Source organism: Acinetobacter sp. M5A5_2a (genome assembly GCF_053345265.1).
In genome coordinates, this window is record NZ_JBKEZV010000006.1 from 352982 (window position 1) to 369679 (window position 16698).

Here is a 16698-nt window from a genome sequence, read left to right on the forward strand (position 1 = left end):
TTATTTTAAATACATCTTTTATTTATTCAATAAAAAACCTTCTTAATTTAAATCTAAAGATCATCATTAAGAAGGTTAATCATTCAATATTTTATAAAAAACTTATAAAACCATTGCAGCAATCCAGCCAAAAATTAATAGCGGAATATTAAAATGAATAAATGTAGGTACAACCGTATCCCAAATATGATCATGTTGCCCATCTACACCTAAACCAGCTGTTGGTCCTAAGGTTGAATCAGAAGCTGGTGAACCTGCATCACCTAATGCTGCGGCTGTCCCAATAAGAGCAATAGTCGCTAATGGTGAAAATCCAAACTGTACGCATAAAGGTACATAAATGACAGCAAGTACAGGTACACTTGAGAAAGATGAACCAATACCAATTGTGACAAATAAACCAATACAAAGCATTAAGAAAGCTGCGAGTGCACGATTATCTCCGATAATATCGACTACACCGTTCACTAGCTGATTAATATCTCCCGTATGGGTCATTACCGATGCAAAGCCCGCAGCGGAAATCATAATGAAACCCACTAGGGCCATCATCCGCATGCCTTGTACAAAGACATCATCTGCATCTTGCCACTTAAAAATTCCAGCAGTAGATAAAACAGCAAAACCGACTAAACCACCCAAAATCATTGAACCGGAATAGAGCTGTGCAGCGAGTGTCAGACCGATTGCAAGCAATGCCATAAAAATGGTTTTCTTTGCAATCACTGGCGCTTGCTCTGCCTCATGCTTTAACTCTTCAGCATCTGCTTTTAAGTCAGCTGTTTCGACTTGAGTAGTTGCACGAAGAGGCTTATCTAAATCAATCGTTGCGGTTGGCGTAATAGCACGATCGGCATAAATCCTTGGTTTACGGTAGCTAATAAATACAGCAACCAAAGTACCTAAAACCATTCCTAAAACTGGAATAGCCATGCCAATTGACATCATGCCACGCTCTACATGTAAGCCGTACGCCGCACCGACCTTGTTGATATTTCCCATCAAAATTTGTTCAAGGAAAATTGCACCAAACCCAACTGGAAGGAAAATATAAGTTCCGACTAAACCTAAAGTAAGCACACAGGCTGCTGCGCGACGGTCTAACTTTAAATGGTTCATTACCCGTAATAATGGCGGAACGAGTACTGGAATAAAGGCAATATGAACCGGGATAAGGTTCTGAGAGAAAATAGCTGAAATAAGTAAAATACCTAATAGTAGATATTTCACTTTAGTTTGACGGCTTTTTCCCGCTTCCATTCCCAACAAACCAATAAGTTTATGAGCAAGTAAATCAGGTAAACCAGATTTTGAAAGTGCTAGAGCGAATGCTCCTAGCACTGCATAGGCAAGTGCGACTTCAGCACCATCACCAAGACCAGCGTTAAAGGCATCAACGGTTTGAGAAAGGCTTAAACCTGCTACGAGGCCGCCTACAATGGCAGAAACCACTAAAGTCAGTACGACAGAAACGCGCGCCAGTGATAATAAAAACATCACTGCAATCGCAATAACGACAGCATTCATGAATAAATTCAGAGCAAAACAAAAGGCGATATTCTATCAGATTCAGATCTATGAAGCCGAAAATATCGCCGAATTAACTGTTTTATGCAGTCACTCAATCATTAAGCTTGAGCCTTAATAAACTGACGAATATGATCTGCAATTTTTGCAGGCTCACTCAGAATTGCCCAGTGATTTGCTTCAAACTCTACATATTCAAATTTTTCTACCCACTTTGGCATAGCCTCAGTGATATATTCAGGGCTCACAAAAGTATCATATTTTAAAATAACTGCTTTAACTGGACATTGCGCATAACGTTGACGTGGGCCAGTTAAACGAGGAATAAAATTGGCACGATATAAATTAATGCCATATTTACCATCAGCATTAATATTATTATTTAAAGGTAAATTACTTTTCCTCTCCAACTGAGTCAGAACTTTCCCCCATTTTTCAGGGCTAAAAAGAGACCACACTGTTGGTGCTAGCAACGGAAGATGGAATGCACCGATATACCAAGATTTGGTTAATATTTTTAAGATTTGACCTGGTGAAGATTTAAATTTATCACGTAAGAACAAGGCTGCATGGTCAAGACATGGTCCAGAAATTGTTGTATATGACAATAAACGCCCTTTAAATTTAGGCTCTGTTGCCGACTCCCAAGATTGGATCGAACCCCAATCGTGTGCAGCCATATGAAATTGACGATTGGGTAATAATTCATCAACGACTTCTTGTAAGTCTAGAGATAAACGCTCTAAACGGTAATCACGAATACGTTTTGGTATAGATGACAAACCCGCCCCACGTACATCATAGGTGACAATGTAGAAGTCATTGATTAAATGTTCAATGATTGATTCCCATACTTCTTGATTGTCAGGATAACCATGTACTAAAACCAACGGTGTATTTTTTTCGTCGCCCCATGTCTTGGCACAAAGCGTTTGTTGGTCACTTGTTGTTACTGTATGAACTTTTGGCTGCATAATCATTTCCTATCTTGTTTTTCAATCGATCATGTCGTTAGTCGGATAGAGCATTGCCATCAATATAAAAAAGATGATACTTATCTAGTATGAATACTGTTTCAATAAAAAAAATTGACTATTATGGCTATTTTAAGAAGACTTCAGAACAATCCTACGATTTCAAAATTTCTATTTAATCACTACCCTCCTTATCGGGGAGCAGGGATTTATATTGAAATCATGAATTTAGAACTTTGTCATGTACGAGTAAAAATGCCTCTGACTTGGAAAAACCAAAATTTGGTTGGAACGCATTTCGGGGGCAGTATTTATTCAATGGTTGATCCATTTTATATGATGATTCTGCTGCATCATCTCGGATCAAAATATATTGTTTGGGATAAAGCTGCTGAGATTAATTTTCTTTCCCCTGGTCGAAGCACTGTGCATGCGGATATTCGAGTCGACTTGGCTGAAATTGAGCAAATTCGTGAACTTGCCGACAACTTCGAACCTGTTTTAAGAACCTATCATTTAAACATTTTTGATGAAACTGGAGTAAGAATTGCTGAAGTTCAAAAAACGCTTTATATCAGACGTAAAAAAGCAAAACCCTTTCAACAATAAAATAAGCGCTGAAAAAGCGCTTATTTTATTAATTTGCTAAATTTTTATTTTTTCTCTTCGATCGCTGCACCAGCACCACCACCAATCGCACCGCCAATTGCAGCACCAGAGTCACCACCCAATATTGCTTTACCTACCACAGACCCAATACCCGCTCCGATCGCGCTCTTAGTCGTGGTTTGCTTACTACCGCCTTGGGTATTTGAACCAACACCAGCACCTACTGCTGCACCCAAACCTGCACCAACACCACCACCTACATGGTTACCTAAGCCACCACCTAATGCACCACCTGCTGCTGCTGCACCAATACGCTGGTCAGATGGACTCATATTTTGGCAACCCGTAAACATAAGCGTAGACAGCATCACAGCAGAAAGTAATCCAATTGTTTTTTTCATGACCATACTCACTATTATCTGTTCTAATAAAAAGCATAATCCTCTTTTATGAGGAATTTGATCAGATTGTGTTATTCGTCTGTCCTAATCGATTGATATTTTGTAAAGCTCTTCCTTTTACACCTATTCATTGAAATTTTAATTATAAAAAAGTCATAAAAAAGAAGTCTCTAATAAGATAAAGACTTCTAAGGTTTAAACATTATTAAGGGTACTTTTAGTACTTCCCTTTCTTCTCTTCATAAGCTGCACCTGCACTACCACCAAGTGCTCCACCTGTAGCAGCACCAGCGTCACCGCCAATGATTGCACCACCTAACACGGCACCCACACCGGCACCAATTGCACTATTACGTACTGTTTTACTGTTGGACCCTTTTGCATTAGCTGCAACACCTGCACCAAGTGCCGCTCCTAAACCGGCACCAATATTACCGCCCACATGTTTTCCTACAGCCCCGCCTGCACCACCACCAATCGCAGCTGAACCAATACGTTTACTTTCTGGGCTTGCATTTTGACAACCAACAAGCAAAGTTGTTGACATCAGGCCAGCACTAACAATCATCATCATTTTTTTCATTAGATTTACTCCAGTCTTCATAAGCATGTAGCCTAATATGTTTTTGTGGAGGGTTTATCCCGCTTAAGTAATGAAATAATGGCTCTTCAATATGTTTTTGTAATTACCACTTTTAATTGTTATAAATAAAAAAGGCACCCTTAGGTGCCTTTTTTAATGCCAGTCTAAACTTAGAATTGTTCTGAGTTTAATGCTTGGCTGAATGCTTGGTCTACTTCGCTGAAGTCATTGTGAAGCTCATGTTCAGCAGCTTCTGCTTCTTGACGACGACGTTCTAGGTGGTATGCAAGACCAGTACCAGCTGGAATCAAGCGACCTACTACAACGTTTTCTTTCAAGCCACGTAAATCATCTTCTTTACCTGTTACAGCCGCTTCAGTTAACACACGAGTTGTTTCCTGGAACGATGCAGCAGAGATGAACGAGTCAGTAGAAAGCGATGCTTTAGTGATACCCATCAATAGACGTTCGAACTTCGCAGGGAACTTGTTCTGAGCCAAGACAGCTTGGTTCTCTTGTACCATGCGGATGTAATCCACTTGCTCGCCTTTGATGAAGCTTGTATCGCCACCATCGGTGATATCAACTTTACGCAACATTTGACGTACGATAACTTCAATATGTTTGTCGTTGATTTTTACACCTTGGAGACGGTATACGTCTTGAACTTCGTTCACGATGTAGTTAGTTAAAGCAACTTCACCTTTCAAACGTAAGATGTCATGCGGGTTTTGTGGACCATCAGAAACAGTTTCACCACGGTTCACATGCTCGCCTTCGAACACGTTGATTTGACGCCATTTTGGAATCAACTCTTCGTAGATCTCAGAACCATCATCAGGGCTAATTACCAGACGGTTTTTACCCTTAGTCTCTTTACCGAAGCTTACAACACCTGAAACTTCAGCAAGAATTGCATGTTCTTTCGGCTTACGTGCTTCGAACAAGTCAGCTACACGCGGAAGACCACCGGTAATATCACGAGTACGTGATGTTTCTTGTGGTACACGACCAATAACATCACCCACACCAATCGTTTCGCCATCGCGAACAGTTACGATTGTGTTTTGTGGCAAGAAGTAGAACTGTTCGCCGCCATCTGTTGTATCCAACACGATTGCAGGACGTAAATCTTTACCAGAAGCAGGACGAGCTGTTACAGGCAAGATTTCAACGGTAGTCATACCAGTTGCATCATCAGTTTTTGATGTTGCAGTTACACCATCAGCGATTTGGCTGAAACGTGCTTTACCAGCAACTTCTGTAACAAGTGGATGCGTATGCGGATCCCAAGTCGCCACAATACCGCCAGCTTCTACAGATTCACCATCTTTCAACAAGATGCTTGCACCGTAAGGAAGTTTATAGCGCTCGCGTTCACGACCTAAATCATCGGCAATACCAATTTCACCTGAACGAGAAACTGAAACCAAGTGACCTTTTGCATGTTGTACAGTTTTCACGTTATGGAAACGTACAGTACCTTTGTTACGTACTTGAACACTGTTTGCAGCAGAAGTTCGGCTCGCAGCACCACCAACGTGGAACGTACGCATCGTTAACTGTGTACCTGGTTCACCAATAGACTGTGCTGCCATTACACCTACTGATTCACCTGGGTTAACCAAGTGACCACGTGCAAGGTCACGGCCATAACATCTAGCACATACACCAAAAGCAGATTCACAAGCAATTACTGAACGTACTTTGACTTCATCCACACCCGCTTCTTCAAGATGAGCTGCGATTTTTTCGTCAATTAACGTACCGCGAGGTAATACAACTTCATCATCAGACGCACGACGTACATCTTCAGCAGTTACACGACCTAATACACGGTCACGTAATGGCTCGATAACATCGCCACCTTGAATGAATGGAGTCATCACTAAACCACCCGCTGTACCACAGTCAGGCTCAGTAATTACCAAATCTTGTGCTACGTCTACAAGACGACGTGTCAAGTAACCAGAGTTCGCAGTTTTTAATGCTGTATCGGCCAAACCTTTACGCGCACCGTGTGTTGAAATGAAGTACTGAAGTACTGTCAAACCTTCACGGAAGTTCGCTTTAATCGGCGTTTCGATAATCGAACCGTCTGGTTTTGCCATCAAGCCACGCATACCAGCAAGCTGACGAATCTGTGCCGCACTACCACGGGCACCAGAGTCAGACATCATATAGATGCTGTTGAATGATTTTTGCTTCTCGTCTTCACCTTGTTTGTTTTTCACAACGGTATAAGACAAGTTATCCATCATTGCTTTAGCAACTTGGTCGTTTGTACGCGCCCAGATATCGACAACTTTGTTATAACGCTCACCAGCAGTTACGAAACCTTGTTCGAACTGTTGTTCGATTTCACGAACTTCTGTTTCTGCTTTATCAATAATTGTGTGCTTAGTAGGTGGAATTAACATATCTTCCATACCTACAGATACACCTGAACGAGTCGCTTGACGGAAGCCCAAGTACATTAATTGGTCAGCAAAGATAACTGTATCTTTCAAACCAAGTTTACGGTAACAAGAGTTGATTAACTTTGAGATATTCTTTTTAGTCATCTCAAGATTGATCATGTCAAAGCTTAAGCCTTGTGGAACAACTTCCCAAAGCAAACAGCGACCTGGTGTTGTCTCAACAATAATAGTTCCGTGTTCACGTTCACCATCTTCATTGATAACAGTTTGATGCACACGTACTTTAACACGAGCATGAATCGCAACCTGACCAGTTGCAAGTGCACGGTTTACTTCGTGAGTATCAGCAAACACCATGCCTTCGCCTTTAGCATTTATCGCATCACGTGTGATGTAATAAAGACCCAAGACAACGTCCTGAGAAGGGACGATGATCGGCTCACCATTTGCTGGTGACAAGATGTTGTTTGTTGACATCATCAATGCACGAGCTTCTAACTGTGCTTCAAGTGTCAATGGAACGTGTACCGCCATTTGGTCACCGTCGAAGTCGGCGTTAAACGCAGCACAAACGAGTGGGTGAAGACGGATTGCCTTACCTTCAATAAGAATAGGTTCAAATGCTTGAAGACCTAAACGGTGAAGTGTTGGCGCACGGTTCAACATTACTGGATGTTGACGAATTACAGAAGCAAGAACGTCCCAAACTTCTGGGGTCTCACGCTCAACCATTTTCTTCGCAGCTTTAATGGTTGTTGCCTGACCTGAAGCTTGTAGTTTCGCGAAAATGAATGGCTTGAATAATTCAAGTGCCATTTTCTTCGGAAGACCACATTGGTGAAGGCGTAAAGTAGGACCTACAGTAATTACCGAACGACCAGAATAGTCAACACGCTTACCAAGTAAGTTCTGACGGAAACGACCTTGTTTACCTTTGATCATATCAGCCAAAGATTTTAATGGACGTTTGTTAGAACCAGTAATTGCACGACCACGACGACCGTTATCAAGCAATGCATCTACAGACTCTTGTAACATACGTTTTTCGTTACGTACGATAATGTCTGGTGCTGCAAGATCAAGAAGGCGCTTCAAACGGTTGTTACGGTTAATGACACGACGATATAAATCGTTCAAGTCAGAAGTCGCGAAACGACCACCTTCAAGTGGAACTAATGGACGTAAATCAGGTGGAAGTACCGGAAGTACATTCATCACCATCCATTCTGGCTTATTGTTTGAATCGTTGAATGCTTCCATCAATTTCAAGCGTTTAGACGCTTTTTTCAACTTCGTTTCAGAAGTTGTTTGAGGAATTTCTTCACGTAAACGTGCGATTTCAGCTTCAAGATCGATATCTTTTAATAAGTCCTGAATCGCTTCTGCACCCATTTTCGCAGTGAATTCATCACCGTGCTCTTCAAGTGCATTGAAGTATTCTTCGTCTGTTAAAAGTTGATACTTTTCAAACGGAGTCATACCTGGGTCAGTTACAACGTATGATTCGAAATACAATACACGTTCGATATCACGAAGCGTCATATCAAGTAATAAACCGATACGAGATGGTAACGATTTTAAGAACCAGATATGTGCAACTGGAGAAGCAAGTTCAATGTGACCCATACGTTCACGACGAACTTTCGCTGTAGTTACTTCAACGCCACATTTTTCACAAATGACGCCTTTGTATTTCATACGCTTGTATTTACCACACAAGCATTCGTAATCTTTTACTGGACCAAAAATTTTGGCACAGAACAAACCGTCACGTTCTGGTTTGAAAGTACGGTAGTTAATTGTCTCAGGTTTTTTAACTTCACCATGAGACCATGACTTAATCATTTCTGGTGACGCAAGACCAATACGGATACGGTCAAACTCAATTGGTGCATGACCATCTGAGTCCGTTTTCTTACGCATGATATCGAGCAAGTCTTTCAATTTTTTTCTCCGTGTGTCGGGAAGCAACGCTTACCCGACTGGGTCACAAATATTGTTTTTTCCTAAAAAATCGTGAGTCTTACGACTTAGTCACCATTTTTCAGTTCAATGTTGATACCTAAAGAACGGATCTCTTTGGTCAATACGTTGAACGATTCAGGCATACCCGGATCCATATAATGGTTACCATCTACAATATTCTTATAGATGCGTGTACGACCTTCAACGTCATCCGACTTAACAGTTAACATCTCTTGAAGTGTATATGCTGCGCCGTAAGCTTCGAGTGCCCAGACCTCCATCTCACCGAAACGCTGACCACCGAACTGTGCTTTACCACCAAGCGGTTGCTGTGTAACAAGTGAGTAAGAACCAGTTGAACGCGCATGCATTTTGTCATCAACCAAGTGGTTCAATTTGAGCATGTACATGTAACCTACAGTTACAGGACGATCAAACTGTTCACCCGTACGACCATCAAACAATACTGTTTGACCAGTACGCGAAATATCAGCTAATTCAAGTAAGTCTTTAATTTGACTTTCTTCAGCACCATCAAATACAGGAGTAGCTAAAGGCACACCAGCACGTAAGTTGCCTGAAAGTGCTAAGACTTCAGCATCAGTTAAGCTATCAAGATCTTCTTGCTCGCCACCGACTTTGTTATAAATCTTGTCTAAGAATTCGCGAAGTTCTAAAACTGTGCGCTGTTCTTTCAACATTTTTTCGATTTTATCACCAAGTCCTTTAGCTGCCATACCCAAGTGAGTCTCAAGAATCTGACCCACGTTCATACGAGATGGTACACCCAATGGGTTCAATACGATATCTACCGGCACACCGTTAGCATCGTGTGGCATGTCTTCAACAGGTAAAATGTTAGAAACAACACCTTTGTTACCGTGACGACCAGCCATTTTATCACCAGGCTGAATACGACGTTTAACTGCGAGGTAAACCTTAACAACTTTCAGAACGCCAGTTGTTAACTCATCACCAGTCGAAAGCTTACGTTTCTTCTCTGCAAACTTCTCATCAATTTCTGCGCTCTTCTCTTTCAAGAACACTTGAATTTGAGATAAACGTTCAGCAATTGCTTCGTCTGTAGGTTGGATTTCAAGTAAGTCAACAAGCTCTAAACCAGACAACATATCTTCAACGAGTTTGTCGCCACGTTTAGTCGAACCACCACCGTTAGACTCTTGGCCATTAAGCAAACGAATTACACGCTCACGAGCTGCTTCTTCAAAGATCTTGTATTCTTCTTTCAAGTCTTTACGGTAAGCGTCAAGCTGTGCTTTTTCAATTGCCATCGCACGGTCATCTTTCTCTAAGCCATCACGAGTGAAGACTTGAACATCGATAACTGTACCTTTAGTACCAGATGGAACACGTAAAGATGAGTCTTTAACGTCAGCTGCTTTCTCACCAAAGATTGCACGAAGCAATTTTTCTTCAGGAGTTAACTGAGTTTCACCTTTAGGCGTTACTTTACCAACAAGGATGTCACCAGCAGTAACTTCCGCACCGATATAAACGATACCCGATTCATCAAGTTTAGAAAGTGCAGCTTCACCTACGTTAGGAATATCGGCAGTAATTTCTTCTGCACCTAACTTAGTATCACGCGCTACACATGATAATTCTTGAATATGAATAGAAGTTAAACGGTCTTCTTGAAGTACACGCTCAGATAATAAGATCGAGTCTTCGTAGTTGTAACCATTCCACGTCATGAACGCTACACGCATGTTTTGACCAAGCGCAAGCTCACCCATATCTGTTGACGGACCGTCTGCCAGAATGTCACCGCGAGCAACTTTGTCGCCTAAATTCACGATAATATTTTGGTTGATACAAGTGTTTTGGTTAGAACGTGTATATTTAATGAGGTTGTAAATATCTACACCAGCCTCACCTGCAATCATTTCATCTTCGTTTACACGAATAACGATACGAGAAGCATCTACATATTCAATCGCACCACCACGGTTTGCGATCACACATACGCCTGAGTCACGTGCAACGTTCGCTTCCATACCTGTACCTACAAGCGGTTTATCCGCACGTAGAGTAGGAACCGCCTGACGTTGCATGTTTGAACCCATCAATGCACGGTTCGCGTCATCGTGTTCAAGGAATGGAATAAGTGATGCAGCTACAGATACAACCTGCTGTGCAGATACATCCATATGCGTCACTTTTTCAGGTGGCATACGTACAAAGTCACCTTGGTGACGAACAGAAACAAAATCTTCTGTTAAGTTACCATCTTTATCTATAGCAGAATCGGCCTGTGCAATAACAGTACCTACTTCTTCAATAGCAGAAAGGTATTCAACAGCATCAGTTACTCGGCCATCTACCACTTTACGGTAAGGTGTTTCCAAGAAACCAAAATCATTCGCTTTTGCATAAACAGAAAGCGAGTTGATCAAACCAATGTTTGGACCTTCCGGCGTTTCAATTGGACATACACGACCATAGTGAGTTTGATGTACGTCACGTACTTCAAAGCCCGCACGTTCACGTGTTAAACCACCAGGCCCAAGCGCTGAAACACGACGTTTATGTGTAATCTCAGATAACGGGTTGTTTTGATCCATAAACTGAGACAATTGGCTTGAACCAAAGAATTCTTTGATTGCAGCTGCAACTGGTTTTGCGTTAATGAGATCTTGCGGAGATAAATTATCTGTTTCTGCTTGGCTTAAACGCTCTTTAACAGCACGTTCAACACGAACCAAACCAACACGGAATTGGTTTTCAGTCATTTCACCAACAGAACGTACACGACGGTTACCTAAGTGATCGATATCATCGACTTCACCTTTACCGTTACGGATCTCAACTAATGTACGTAATACATCGATGATATCTTCGTGCGATAAAATACCTTCTACTTCACGTGACTTCTGGTCAGTACCAACTTCGTATGGGCGACCCAAACGACGGTTGAATTTCATACGACCTACTGGAGATAAGTCATAACGTTCAGAAGAGAAGAATAAGTTATTAAATAAGTTTTCAGCAGCTTCTTTTGTTGGTGGCTCGCCTGGACGCATTACTTTATAGATTTCAACTAATGCTTCTTCACGACCAGAAGTTGTGTCAGCACGTAATGAGTCAGCAACAAATGAACCACGGTCAATATCGTTCGTAAACAAGATATTGAACTGTTTAACACCGCCTTCTGCCAGTTTCACCATAACTTCATGGCTTAACAATGTGTTTGCAGGAATCACATCACCATTACGTAAAGTAATATCTTCGGCAGTGATACGCTCATACAAGTACTCATCAGGAACTGATAGCTTAGCTAAACCAGAAGCTTCCATTTGACGTACGTGACGTGCATTAATACGTTTACCTTGCTCAACAATGATTTTGCCATCATTGTCTGCAATATCAAATTGCGCCATTTCGCCACGCAGACGATCTGGAACGAGGTCAATTTGATAGCTACCCATATCAAGATATACAGGCACTTTTTCATAGAACAAATTCAAAATTTGTTCATTGTTATAACCCAATGCACGCAACACAACAGTTGCTAATAATTTACGACGACGGTCAATACGTACATAAACTAAATCTTTTGCATCAAATTCGAAATCTAACCATGAACCACGGTAAGGAATAATACGTGCAGAATAAAGTACTTTACCACTTGAATGTGTTTTGCCTTTATCATGATCAAAGAATACACCAGGTGAACGGTGTAATTGAGATACGATTACACGCTCAGTACCATTGATCACAAAGGTACCATTATCTGTCATGAGTGGCATTTCACCCATGTAGACTTCTTGCTCACGTACGTCTTTAATAGATTTAGTTTCGCGATCTTTAATAATCAAACGAATTTTTACGCGCATTGGTGCCGCATAAGTCGAACCACGTAAAATACATTCACGCACATCAAACTCAGGCTTACCAAGGCTATACTCAACAAATTCTAAAGCAGCATTGCCAGAATAACTTTCTATAGGGAAAACTGAACGAAATGCGGCTTGGAGACCGATATCTTCGCGGTTTTTTGGAGATTTGCCACCTTGCAAGAACGTTCTATACGAATCGACCTGGATCGAAAGTAAGTACGGTGCTTCCATTACTTGGGGCAATTTACCAAAATTCTTACGGATCCGTTTCTTTTCGGTATATGAGTATGCCATCTGGAGTCCTCGGAAAGTAAACCAAGCCCGCCTGCAGAACGGGCTCAGAAGGAATTACACAGGCCGATATGGCCACCACTGTTTACAAATGCTGCAATTTTTAGTGGTATTAAAACGCTTAACAATATTTTTTAAAAAGAAAAATATTGGTAAACATTTGAAATTACTCTGATTATTCTAAAACACGACAATTATTGTACAGAACAAACAAAAATCGAGCCGATTATTGTAACGCAAAAAGGCTGATGACCCAAGAGCCATCAGCCATTTTATGGAGCCGATTTAAAAACCGACTCCTTTTACAATTACTTAAGTGTAACTGTAGCACCAGCTTCTTCAAGTTTCTTCTTAAGTTCTTCGCCTTCTTCTTTAGAAACGCCTTCTTTAAGAACTTGAGGAGCACCTTCAACTAGGTCTTTAGCTTCTTTAAGACCAAGGCCAGTTGCTTCACGAACTGCTTTAATTACAGCTACTTTGTTAGCACCAAAAGAAGTCAACTCAACGTTGAATTCAGATTGTTCTTCAGCAGCAGCAGCAGCAGGAGCAGCAGCTACAGCTACAGCAGCAGCAGATACGTTGAATTTTTCTTCAAAAGCAGAAATAAGTTCAACAAGTTCAAGAACAGTTTTTTCAGCAACTGCGTTTAGGATTTCTTCGTTTGTTAAAGCCATGAGATTAACTCCAAATGGGTATTGAATGGTGTGGAAGTAGATTTAAGCTTAAGCAGCTTCTGACTCGTTTTTCTCTTGAAGCGCTGTAAGTAAGCGACCCAATTTCGAAATAGGAGCTTGAAGAACAGATGCGAGCATAGTAAGCGCTTTTTCTTGGTTTGGAAGGTTTGCGATAACGCTAACTTCAGCACCTTGATAAAGTTTGCCGTCAAATGCAGCAGCTTTTAATTCAAATGCTTTGTTAGTTTTAGCAAATTCTTCAAACAAGCGTGCAGCTGCACCCATATCGTCTTCAGAAGTTGAGAATGCTAAGATTGTTGGGCCAACAAGGTTGTCATTCAAGATTGCAAATTGCGTATCTTGAAGAGCACGTTTAGCCAAAGTATTACGTACAACACGTGTAGCAACACCTAGTTTACGAGCTTCAACACGAAGAGCAGTTAATTGCTCAACAGTTAAACCTTGATAGTCAGCAACAACGGCAGCGAACGCTGTAGAAGCAGTTTGAGCCACTTCAGCAACGATCTGTTTTTTGCTTTCAATAAGAAGAGCCATTGTAAAACCTCCTAACGGTGATTTATGTACTCAAAAAAGTACACTCCCAATTCGCAAGTCAACAAAGATTTGACTTACACGCGGAGGAGGAATAAATCACACCACCGCGTCTACGCAGGCTGGGCTATTAAGAAGATATTCAAAAGAAGTCTCTTCGCCTGTGGTCTTTGACGCTGATAAATTTACATTTATCAATTCAAAGTCCGCCTGATGAGTGAGGAAACAAAGCATTACTTTGAATGAGTATAAAAAATCTATGATTTTTTATACTCTGCCCTCAATCAGGACTTTAAAATTCTTGACTAAGTTTTAAACTTAGTTAGAAACGTTGCTTACATCAACAGTAAGACCAGGACCCATAGTTGAGCTCAAAGTGATCTTTTTGATGTATACACCTTTAGAAGTTGCAGGTTTTAACTTTTTCAAGTCAGCAACTAAGGTTTCAACGTTTTGACGGATAGCAGCAGCATCAAAGCCTAACTGACCGATCGCAGCATGGATAATACCCGCTTTGTCTACACGGTAACGAGCCTGACCAGATTTAGCGTTTTTAACAGCATTCGCTACATCAGGAGTTACAGTACCAACTTTAGGGTTTGGCATTAAACCACGTGGACCAAGGATTGTACCGAGCTTACCAACAACACGCATAGCGTCAGGAGCAGCGATTACAACATCAAAGTTAAGGTTTCCACCTTGGATGCTTTCAGCAAGGTCATCAAAACCTACGATGTCTGCACCAGCTTCTTTAGCAGCTTCTGCTTGCGCGCCTTGAGCAAATACCGCTACACGTACAGTTTTACCAGTACCAGCAGGTAATGTAGTCGCACCACGAACAACCTGATCAGATTTACGCGGGTCTACACCAAGGTTTACAGCTACATCTAAAGATTCTTTGAACTTCGCAGCAGGTAAGCTGTTAAGAACTTGAACCGCTTCTTCCAAAGTGTAAACTTTGTTTGCTTCAACAGCAGCAGCAATGGCTTTTTGACGTTTAGTTAACTTTGCCATGTCTTATAGCTCCACTTCCAAGCCCATAGAACGTGCAGAACCAGCAATGGTACGTACACGTGCGTCTAAATCAGCACCAGTCAAATCTGGTTCTTTAGTAGTCGCAATTTCTTCTAACTGAGCACGAGTCAACTTACCAACTTTAGTTTTGTTTGGTACAGGTGAACCTTTTTGGATACCAGCAGCTTTCTTAAGAAGAATAGAAGCTGGTGGAGTTTTCATGATGAATGTGAACGACTTGTCGTTGTACACAGTAATCACTACAGGAATTGGAAGACCTTGTTCAACTTTTTGTGTAGCAGCATTGAATTCTTTACAGAATGCCATGATGTTTACACCACGTTGACCTAATGCAGGACCAATTGGTGGAGATGGATTTGCTTTACCAGCTGGAACTTGCAGCTTGATATAGCCGTCAATCTTCTTAGCCATTTTAAAATACCTCTGGGTACAAACGCCGCTAGGCTCCCCAATGTTTACGCTACACTTTTATTACAACAACAATGCCCGATAAAATCGGGCGTTTTTCAACCAATTAAGATTAAATCGTTTTTTCGACTTGGCGAAACTCGAGTTCAACCTGAGTTGGTCGATTAAATACGTTAATCGTCAACGTTAAACGTGACTTCTCGTATTGAACTTCTTCCACAACACCTTTAAAGTCTGTGAATGGACCGTCAATAACAAGTAATTCTTCGCCTGGCTCAAACATCGTCTTAGGACGTGGTGCTTCACCTGTATTACGTACACGCGCAAGAATCGCATCCGCTTCACGCTGAGTGATTGGTGCTGGTTTTTCAGGTGTACCACCGATAAAACCTAGAACCTTTGGACACTCTTTAACGATATGCCAAGTATCATCATTCATTTCCATTTCGACTAACACATAGCCAGGAAAGAATTTGCGCTCAGATTTACGTTTCTTACCATCCTTCATTTCTACCACTTCTTCGGTAGGAACAAGGACATCACCAAAGCTATCAGCAACAGCGCTACGCTGGATTCGTTCTGTAAGTGAACGTAACACTTGTTTTTCATAGCCAGAGTAGGCATGAATAATGTACCAACGTTTCATAGCTCTTTTACCCGATAATCAACTTAATTAACCAACCCAAACCATAGTCAAAGCACCACAAAACCAATGATGCAACAACTACAACCAATAGAACCTGCCACGATGTAGTGACTGTTTCTTGTTTTGTTGGCCAAGTTACTCGACGCAATTCGACTCGTGCATCTTTTAGCAAACGAACGAAGCCTTTACCTTGATGGGTGGCGTATAATAAACCTAAAGCCACAACGATACAAGCAAAAATTGCCCCAACGCGCACCCAAATATTGTTTGCAGGTGCCCAATGCGCTGGTAAATACTGATTCGCCATAACAGCTAAAACCAATAATGCAATCGCAATCACCCATAGAACAATATCTAGAGGCGAACCAGAACGAACAACTTCAGCAGAATTATTTCTTTGAGGAATTGGCGCGTCGCTCAATGCGTCACGCGATTTATCATTCGACATTTTTGTACTCGTCGTAGAACTCGCGACTTATTATATGAACAACTAAGCCAGCATCAAGCTTTTTATTTGAAAATATGGCAGGCCAGGAGGGACTCGAACCCCCAACATTCGGTTTTGGAGACCGACGCTCTACCAATTGAACTACTGACCTATAATGCAAGTTGAGAGCCAAAGCCCTCAACCTGAGACGTAATCCGTCACTATATTATGCTTATGCAGTTACTTTCGCAACAACACCAGCACCTACAGTACGACCACCTTCACGGATCGCAAAACGTAGACCTGGGTCCATTGCGATTGGGTGG

The 16698-nt window shown here is 41.4% G+C and carries 14 protein-coding genes and 1 tRNA gene; 1 reads left to right on the forward strand and 14 read right to left on the reverse strand.

The annotated features are described in order from the left end of the window. Window positions 1-102 precede the first annotated feature (102 nt). Together ACLBWE_RS10430 and ACLBWE_RS10435 are read right to left on the reverse strand one after the other, a co-directional pair. The gene (locus ACLBWE_RS10430; protein ID WP_080026186.1) at window positions 103-1527 is read right to left on the reverse strand and encodes a Na+/H+ antiporter family protein; all 1425 of its coding nucleotides are present in this window, start codon (window positions 1525-1527) and stop codon (window positions 103-105) included. A 101-nt stretch (window positions 1528-1628) separates the two neighbouring features. Continuing rightward, window positions 1629-2507: an alpha/beta fold hydrolase gene (locus ACLBWE_RS10435; protein ID WP_447602704.1), complete on the reverse strand. Its 879-nt coding sequence runs from the start codon at window positions 2505-2507 to the stop codon at window positions 1629-1631. A 117-nt stretch (window positions 2508-2624) separates the two neighbouring features. On the opposite strand from ACLBWE_RS10435, the gene ACLBWE_RS10440 reads away from it, so the two are divergent. Beyond that, window positions 2625-3110 carry a DUF4442 domain-containing protein gene (locus ACLBWE_RS10440; RefSeq protein WP_005045166.1) on the forward strand — a complete coding sequence of 162 codons (486 nt, stop codon included), beginning with the start codon at window positions 2625-2627 and terminating at the stop codon, window positions 3108-3110. A 44-nt stretch (window positions 3111-3154) separates the two neighbouring features. On the opposite strand, the gene ACLBWE_RS10445 is transcribed toward ACLBWE_RS10440, so the two are convergent. The 12 genes from ACLBWE_RS10445 to ACLBWE_RS10500 form a co-directional block, all read right to left on the reverse strand. Continuing rightward, on the reverse strand, window positions 3155-3511 hold the full coding sequence (locus ACLBWE_RS10445) for a DNA transfer protein p32 (protein ID WP_447602706.1): 357 nt from the start codon (window positions 3509-3511) through the stop codon (window positions 3155-3157). A 217-nt stretch (window positions 3512-3728) separates the two neighbouring features. Further along, on the reverse strand, window positions 3729-4094 hold the full coding sequence (locus ACLBWE_RS10450) for a DNA transfer protein p32 (protein ID WP_424612147.1): 366 nt from the start codon (window positions 4092-4094) through the stop codon (window positions 3729-3731). A gap of 170 nt (window positions 4095-4264) precedes the next feature. After that, a complete protein-coding gene (rpoC, locus tag ACLBWE_RS10455; RefSeq protein WP_003654505.1) occupies window positions 4265-8458 on the reverse strand; it encodes a DNA-directed RNA polymerase subunit beta' in 4194 nt (1397 codons plus the stop codon). Window positions 8459-8544: 86 nt separating this feature from the next. Beyond that, window positions 8545-12633 (reverse strand): DNA-directed RNA polymerase subunit beta, encoded by a 4089-nt coding sequence (rpoB, locus tag ACLBWE_RS10460; protein WP_005037255.1) that lies wholly within the window; start codon window positions 12631-12633, stop codon window positions 8545-8547. Between the two features lie 305 nt (window positions 12634-12938). Beyond that, window positions 12939-13304, reverse strand: a complete 366-nt coding sequence (rplL, locus tag ACLBWE_RS10465) for a 50S ribosomal protein L7/L12 (protein WP_005037257.1) — start codon at window positions 13302-13304, stop codon at window positions 12939-12941. A gap of 48 nt (window positions 13305-13352) precedes the next feature. Beyond that, on the reverse strand, window positions 13353-13859 hold the full coding sequence (gene rplJ, locus ACLBWE_RS10470) for a 50S ribosomal protein L10 (protein WP_005037259.1): 507 nt from the start codon (window positions 13857-13859) through the stop codon (window positions 13353-13355). A gap of 315 nt (window positions 13860-14174) precedes the next feature. After that, on the reverse strand, window positions 14175-14870 hold the full coding sequence (gene rplA / locus ACLBWE_RS10475; RefSeq protein WP_003654501.1) for a 50S ribosomal protein L1: 696 nt from the start codon (window positions 14868-14870) through the stop codon (window positions 14175-14177). 3 nt (window positions 14871-14873) lie between these two features. Next, window positions 14874-15302 (reverse strand): 50S ribosomal protein L11, encoded by a 429-nt coding sequence (gene rplK, locus ACLBWE_RS10480; RefSeq protein WP_003654500.1) that lies wholly within the window; start codon window positions 15300-15302, stop codon window positions 14874-14876. Between the two features lie 109 nt (window positions 15303-15411). Continuing rightward, entirely contained in the window at window positions 15412-15945 is a 534-nt protein-coding gene (gene nusG / locus ACLBWE_RS10485; protein WP_003654499.1) for a transcription termination/antitermination protein NusG, read from the reverse strand. 7 nt (window positions 15946-15952) lie between these two features. Then, the gene (gene secE, locus ACLBWE_RS10490; protein ID WP_004640737.1) at window positions 15953-16393 is read right to left on the reverse strand and encodes a preprotein translocase subunit SecE; all 441 of its coding nucleotides are present in this window, start codon (window positions 16391-16393) and stop codon (window positions 15953-15955) included. A gap of 75 nt (window positions 16394-16468) precedes the next feature. Continuing rightward, window positions 16469-16544 (reverse strand) — tRNA-Trp (locus tag ACLBWE_RS10495). A gap of 60 nt (window positions 16545-16604) precedes the next feature. Continuing rightward, the coding region (locus tag ACLBWE_RS10500; RefSeq protein WP_005240168.1) for an EF-Tu C-terminal domain-related protein at window positions 16605-16698 on the reverse strand (94 nt) is incomplete at its 5' end.

What these genes read in the sequence shown, in the direction of transcription:
- ACLBWE_RS10430 (WP_080026186.1), bottom strand. Translation starts at nt 1,527, where the DNA reads ATGAATGCTGTCGTTATTGCGATTGCAGTGATGTTTTTATTATCACTG.
- ACLBWE_RS10435 (WP_447602704.1), bottom strand. Translation starts at nt 2,507, where the DNA reads ATGATTATGCAGCCAAAAGTTCATACAGTAACAACAAGTGACCAACAA.
- ACLBWE_RS10440 (WP_005045166.1), top strand. Translation starts at nt 2,625, where the DNA reads ATGGCTATTTTAAGAAGACTTCAGAACAATCCTACGATTTCAAAATTT.
- ACLBWE_RS10445 (WP_447602706.1), bottom strand. Translation starts at nt 3,511, where the DNA reads ATGAAAAAAACAATTGGATTACTTTCTGCTGTGATGCTGTCTACGCTT.
- ACLBWE_RS10450 (WP_424612147.1), bottom strand. Translation starts at nt 4,094, where the DNA reads ATGAAAAAAATGATGATGATTGTTAGTGCTGGCCTGATGTCAACAACT.
- rpoB (WP_005037255.1), bottom strand. Translation starts at nt 12,633, where the DNA reads ATGGCATACTCATATACCGAAAAGAAACGGATCCGTAAGAATTTTGGT.
- rplL (WP_005037257.1), bottom strand. Translation starts at nt 13,304, where the DNA reads ATGGCTTTAACAAACGAAGAAATCCTAAACGCAGTTGCTGAAAAAACT.
- rplJ (WP_005037259.1), bottom strand. Translation starts at nt 13,859, where the DNA reads ATGGCTCTTCTTATTGAAAGCAAAAAACAGATCGTTGCTGAAGTGGCT.
- rplA (WP_003654501.1), bottom strand. Translation starts at nt 14,870, where the DNA reads ATGGCAAAGTTAACTAAACGTCAAAAAGCCATTGCTGCTGCTGTTGAA.
- rplK (WP_003654500.1), bottom strand. Translation starts at nt 15,302, where the DNA reads ATGGCTAAGAAGATTGACGGCTATATCAAGCTGCAAGTTCCAGCTGGT.
- nusG (WP_003654499.1), bottom strand. Translation starts at nt 15,945, where the DNA reads ATGAAACGTTGGTACATTATTCATGCCTACTCTGGCTATGAAAAACAA.
- secE (WP_004640737.1), bottom strand. Translation starts at nt 16,393, where the DNA reads ATGTCGAATGATAAATCGCGTGACGCATTGAGCGACGCGCCAATTCCT.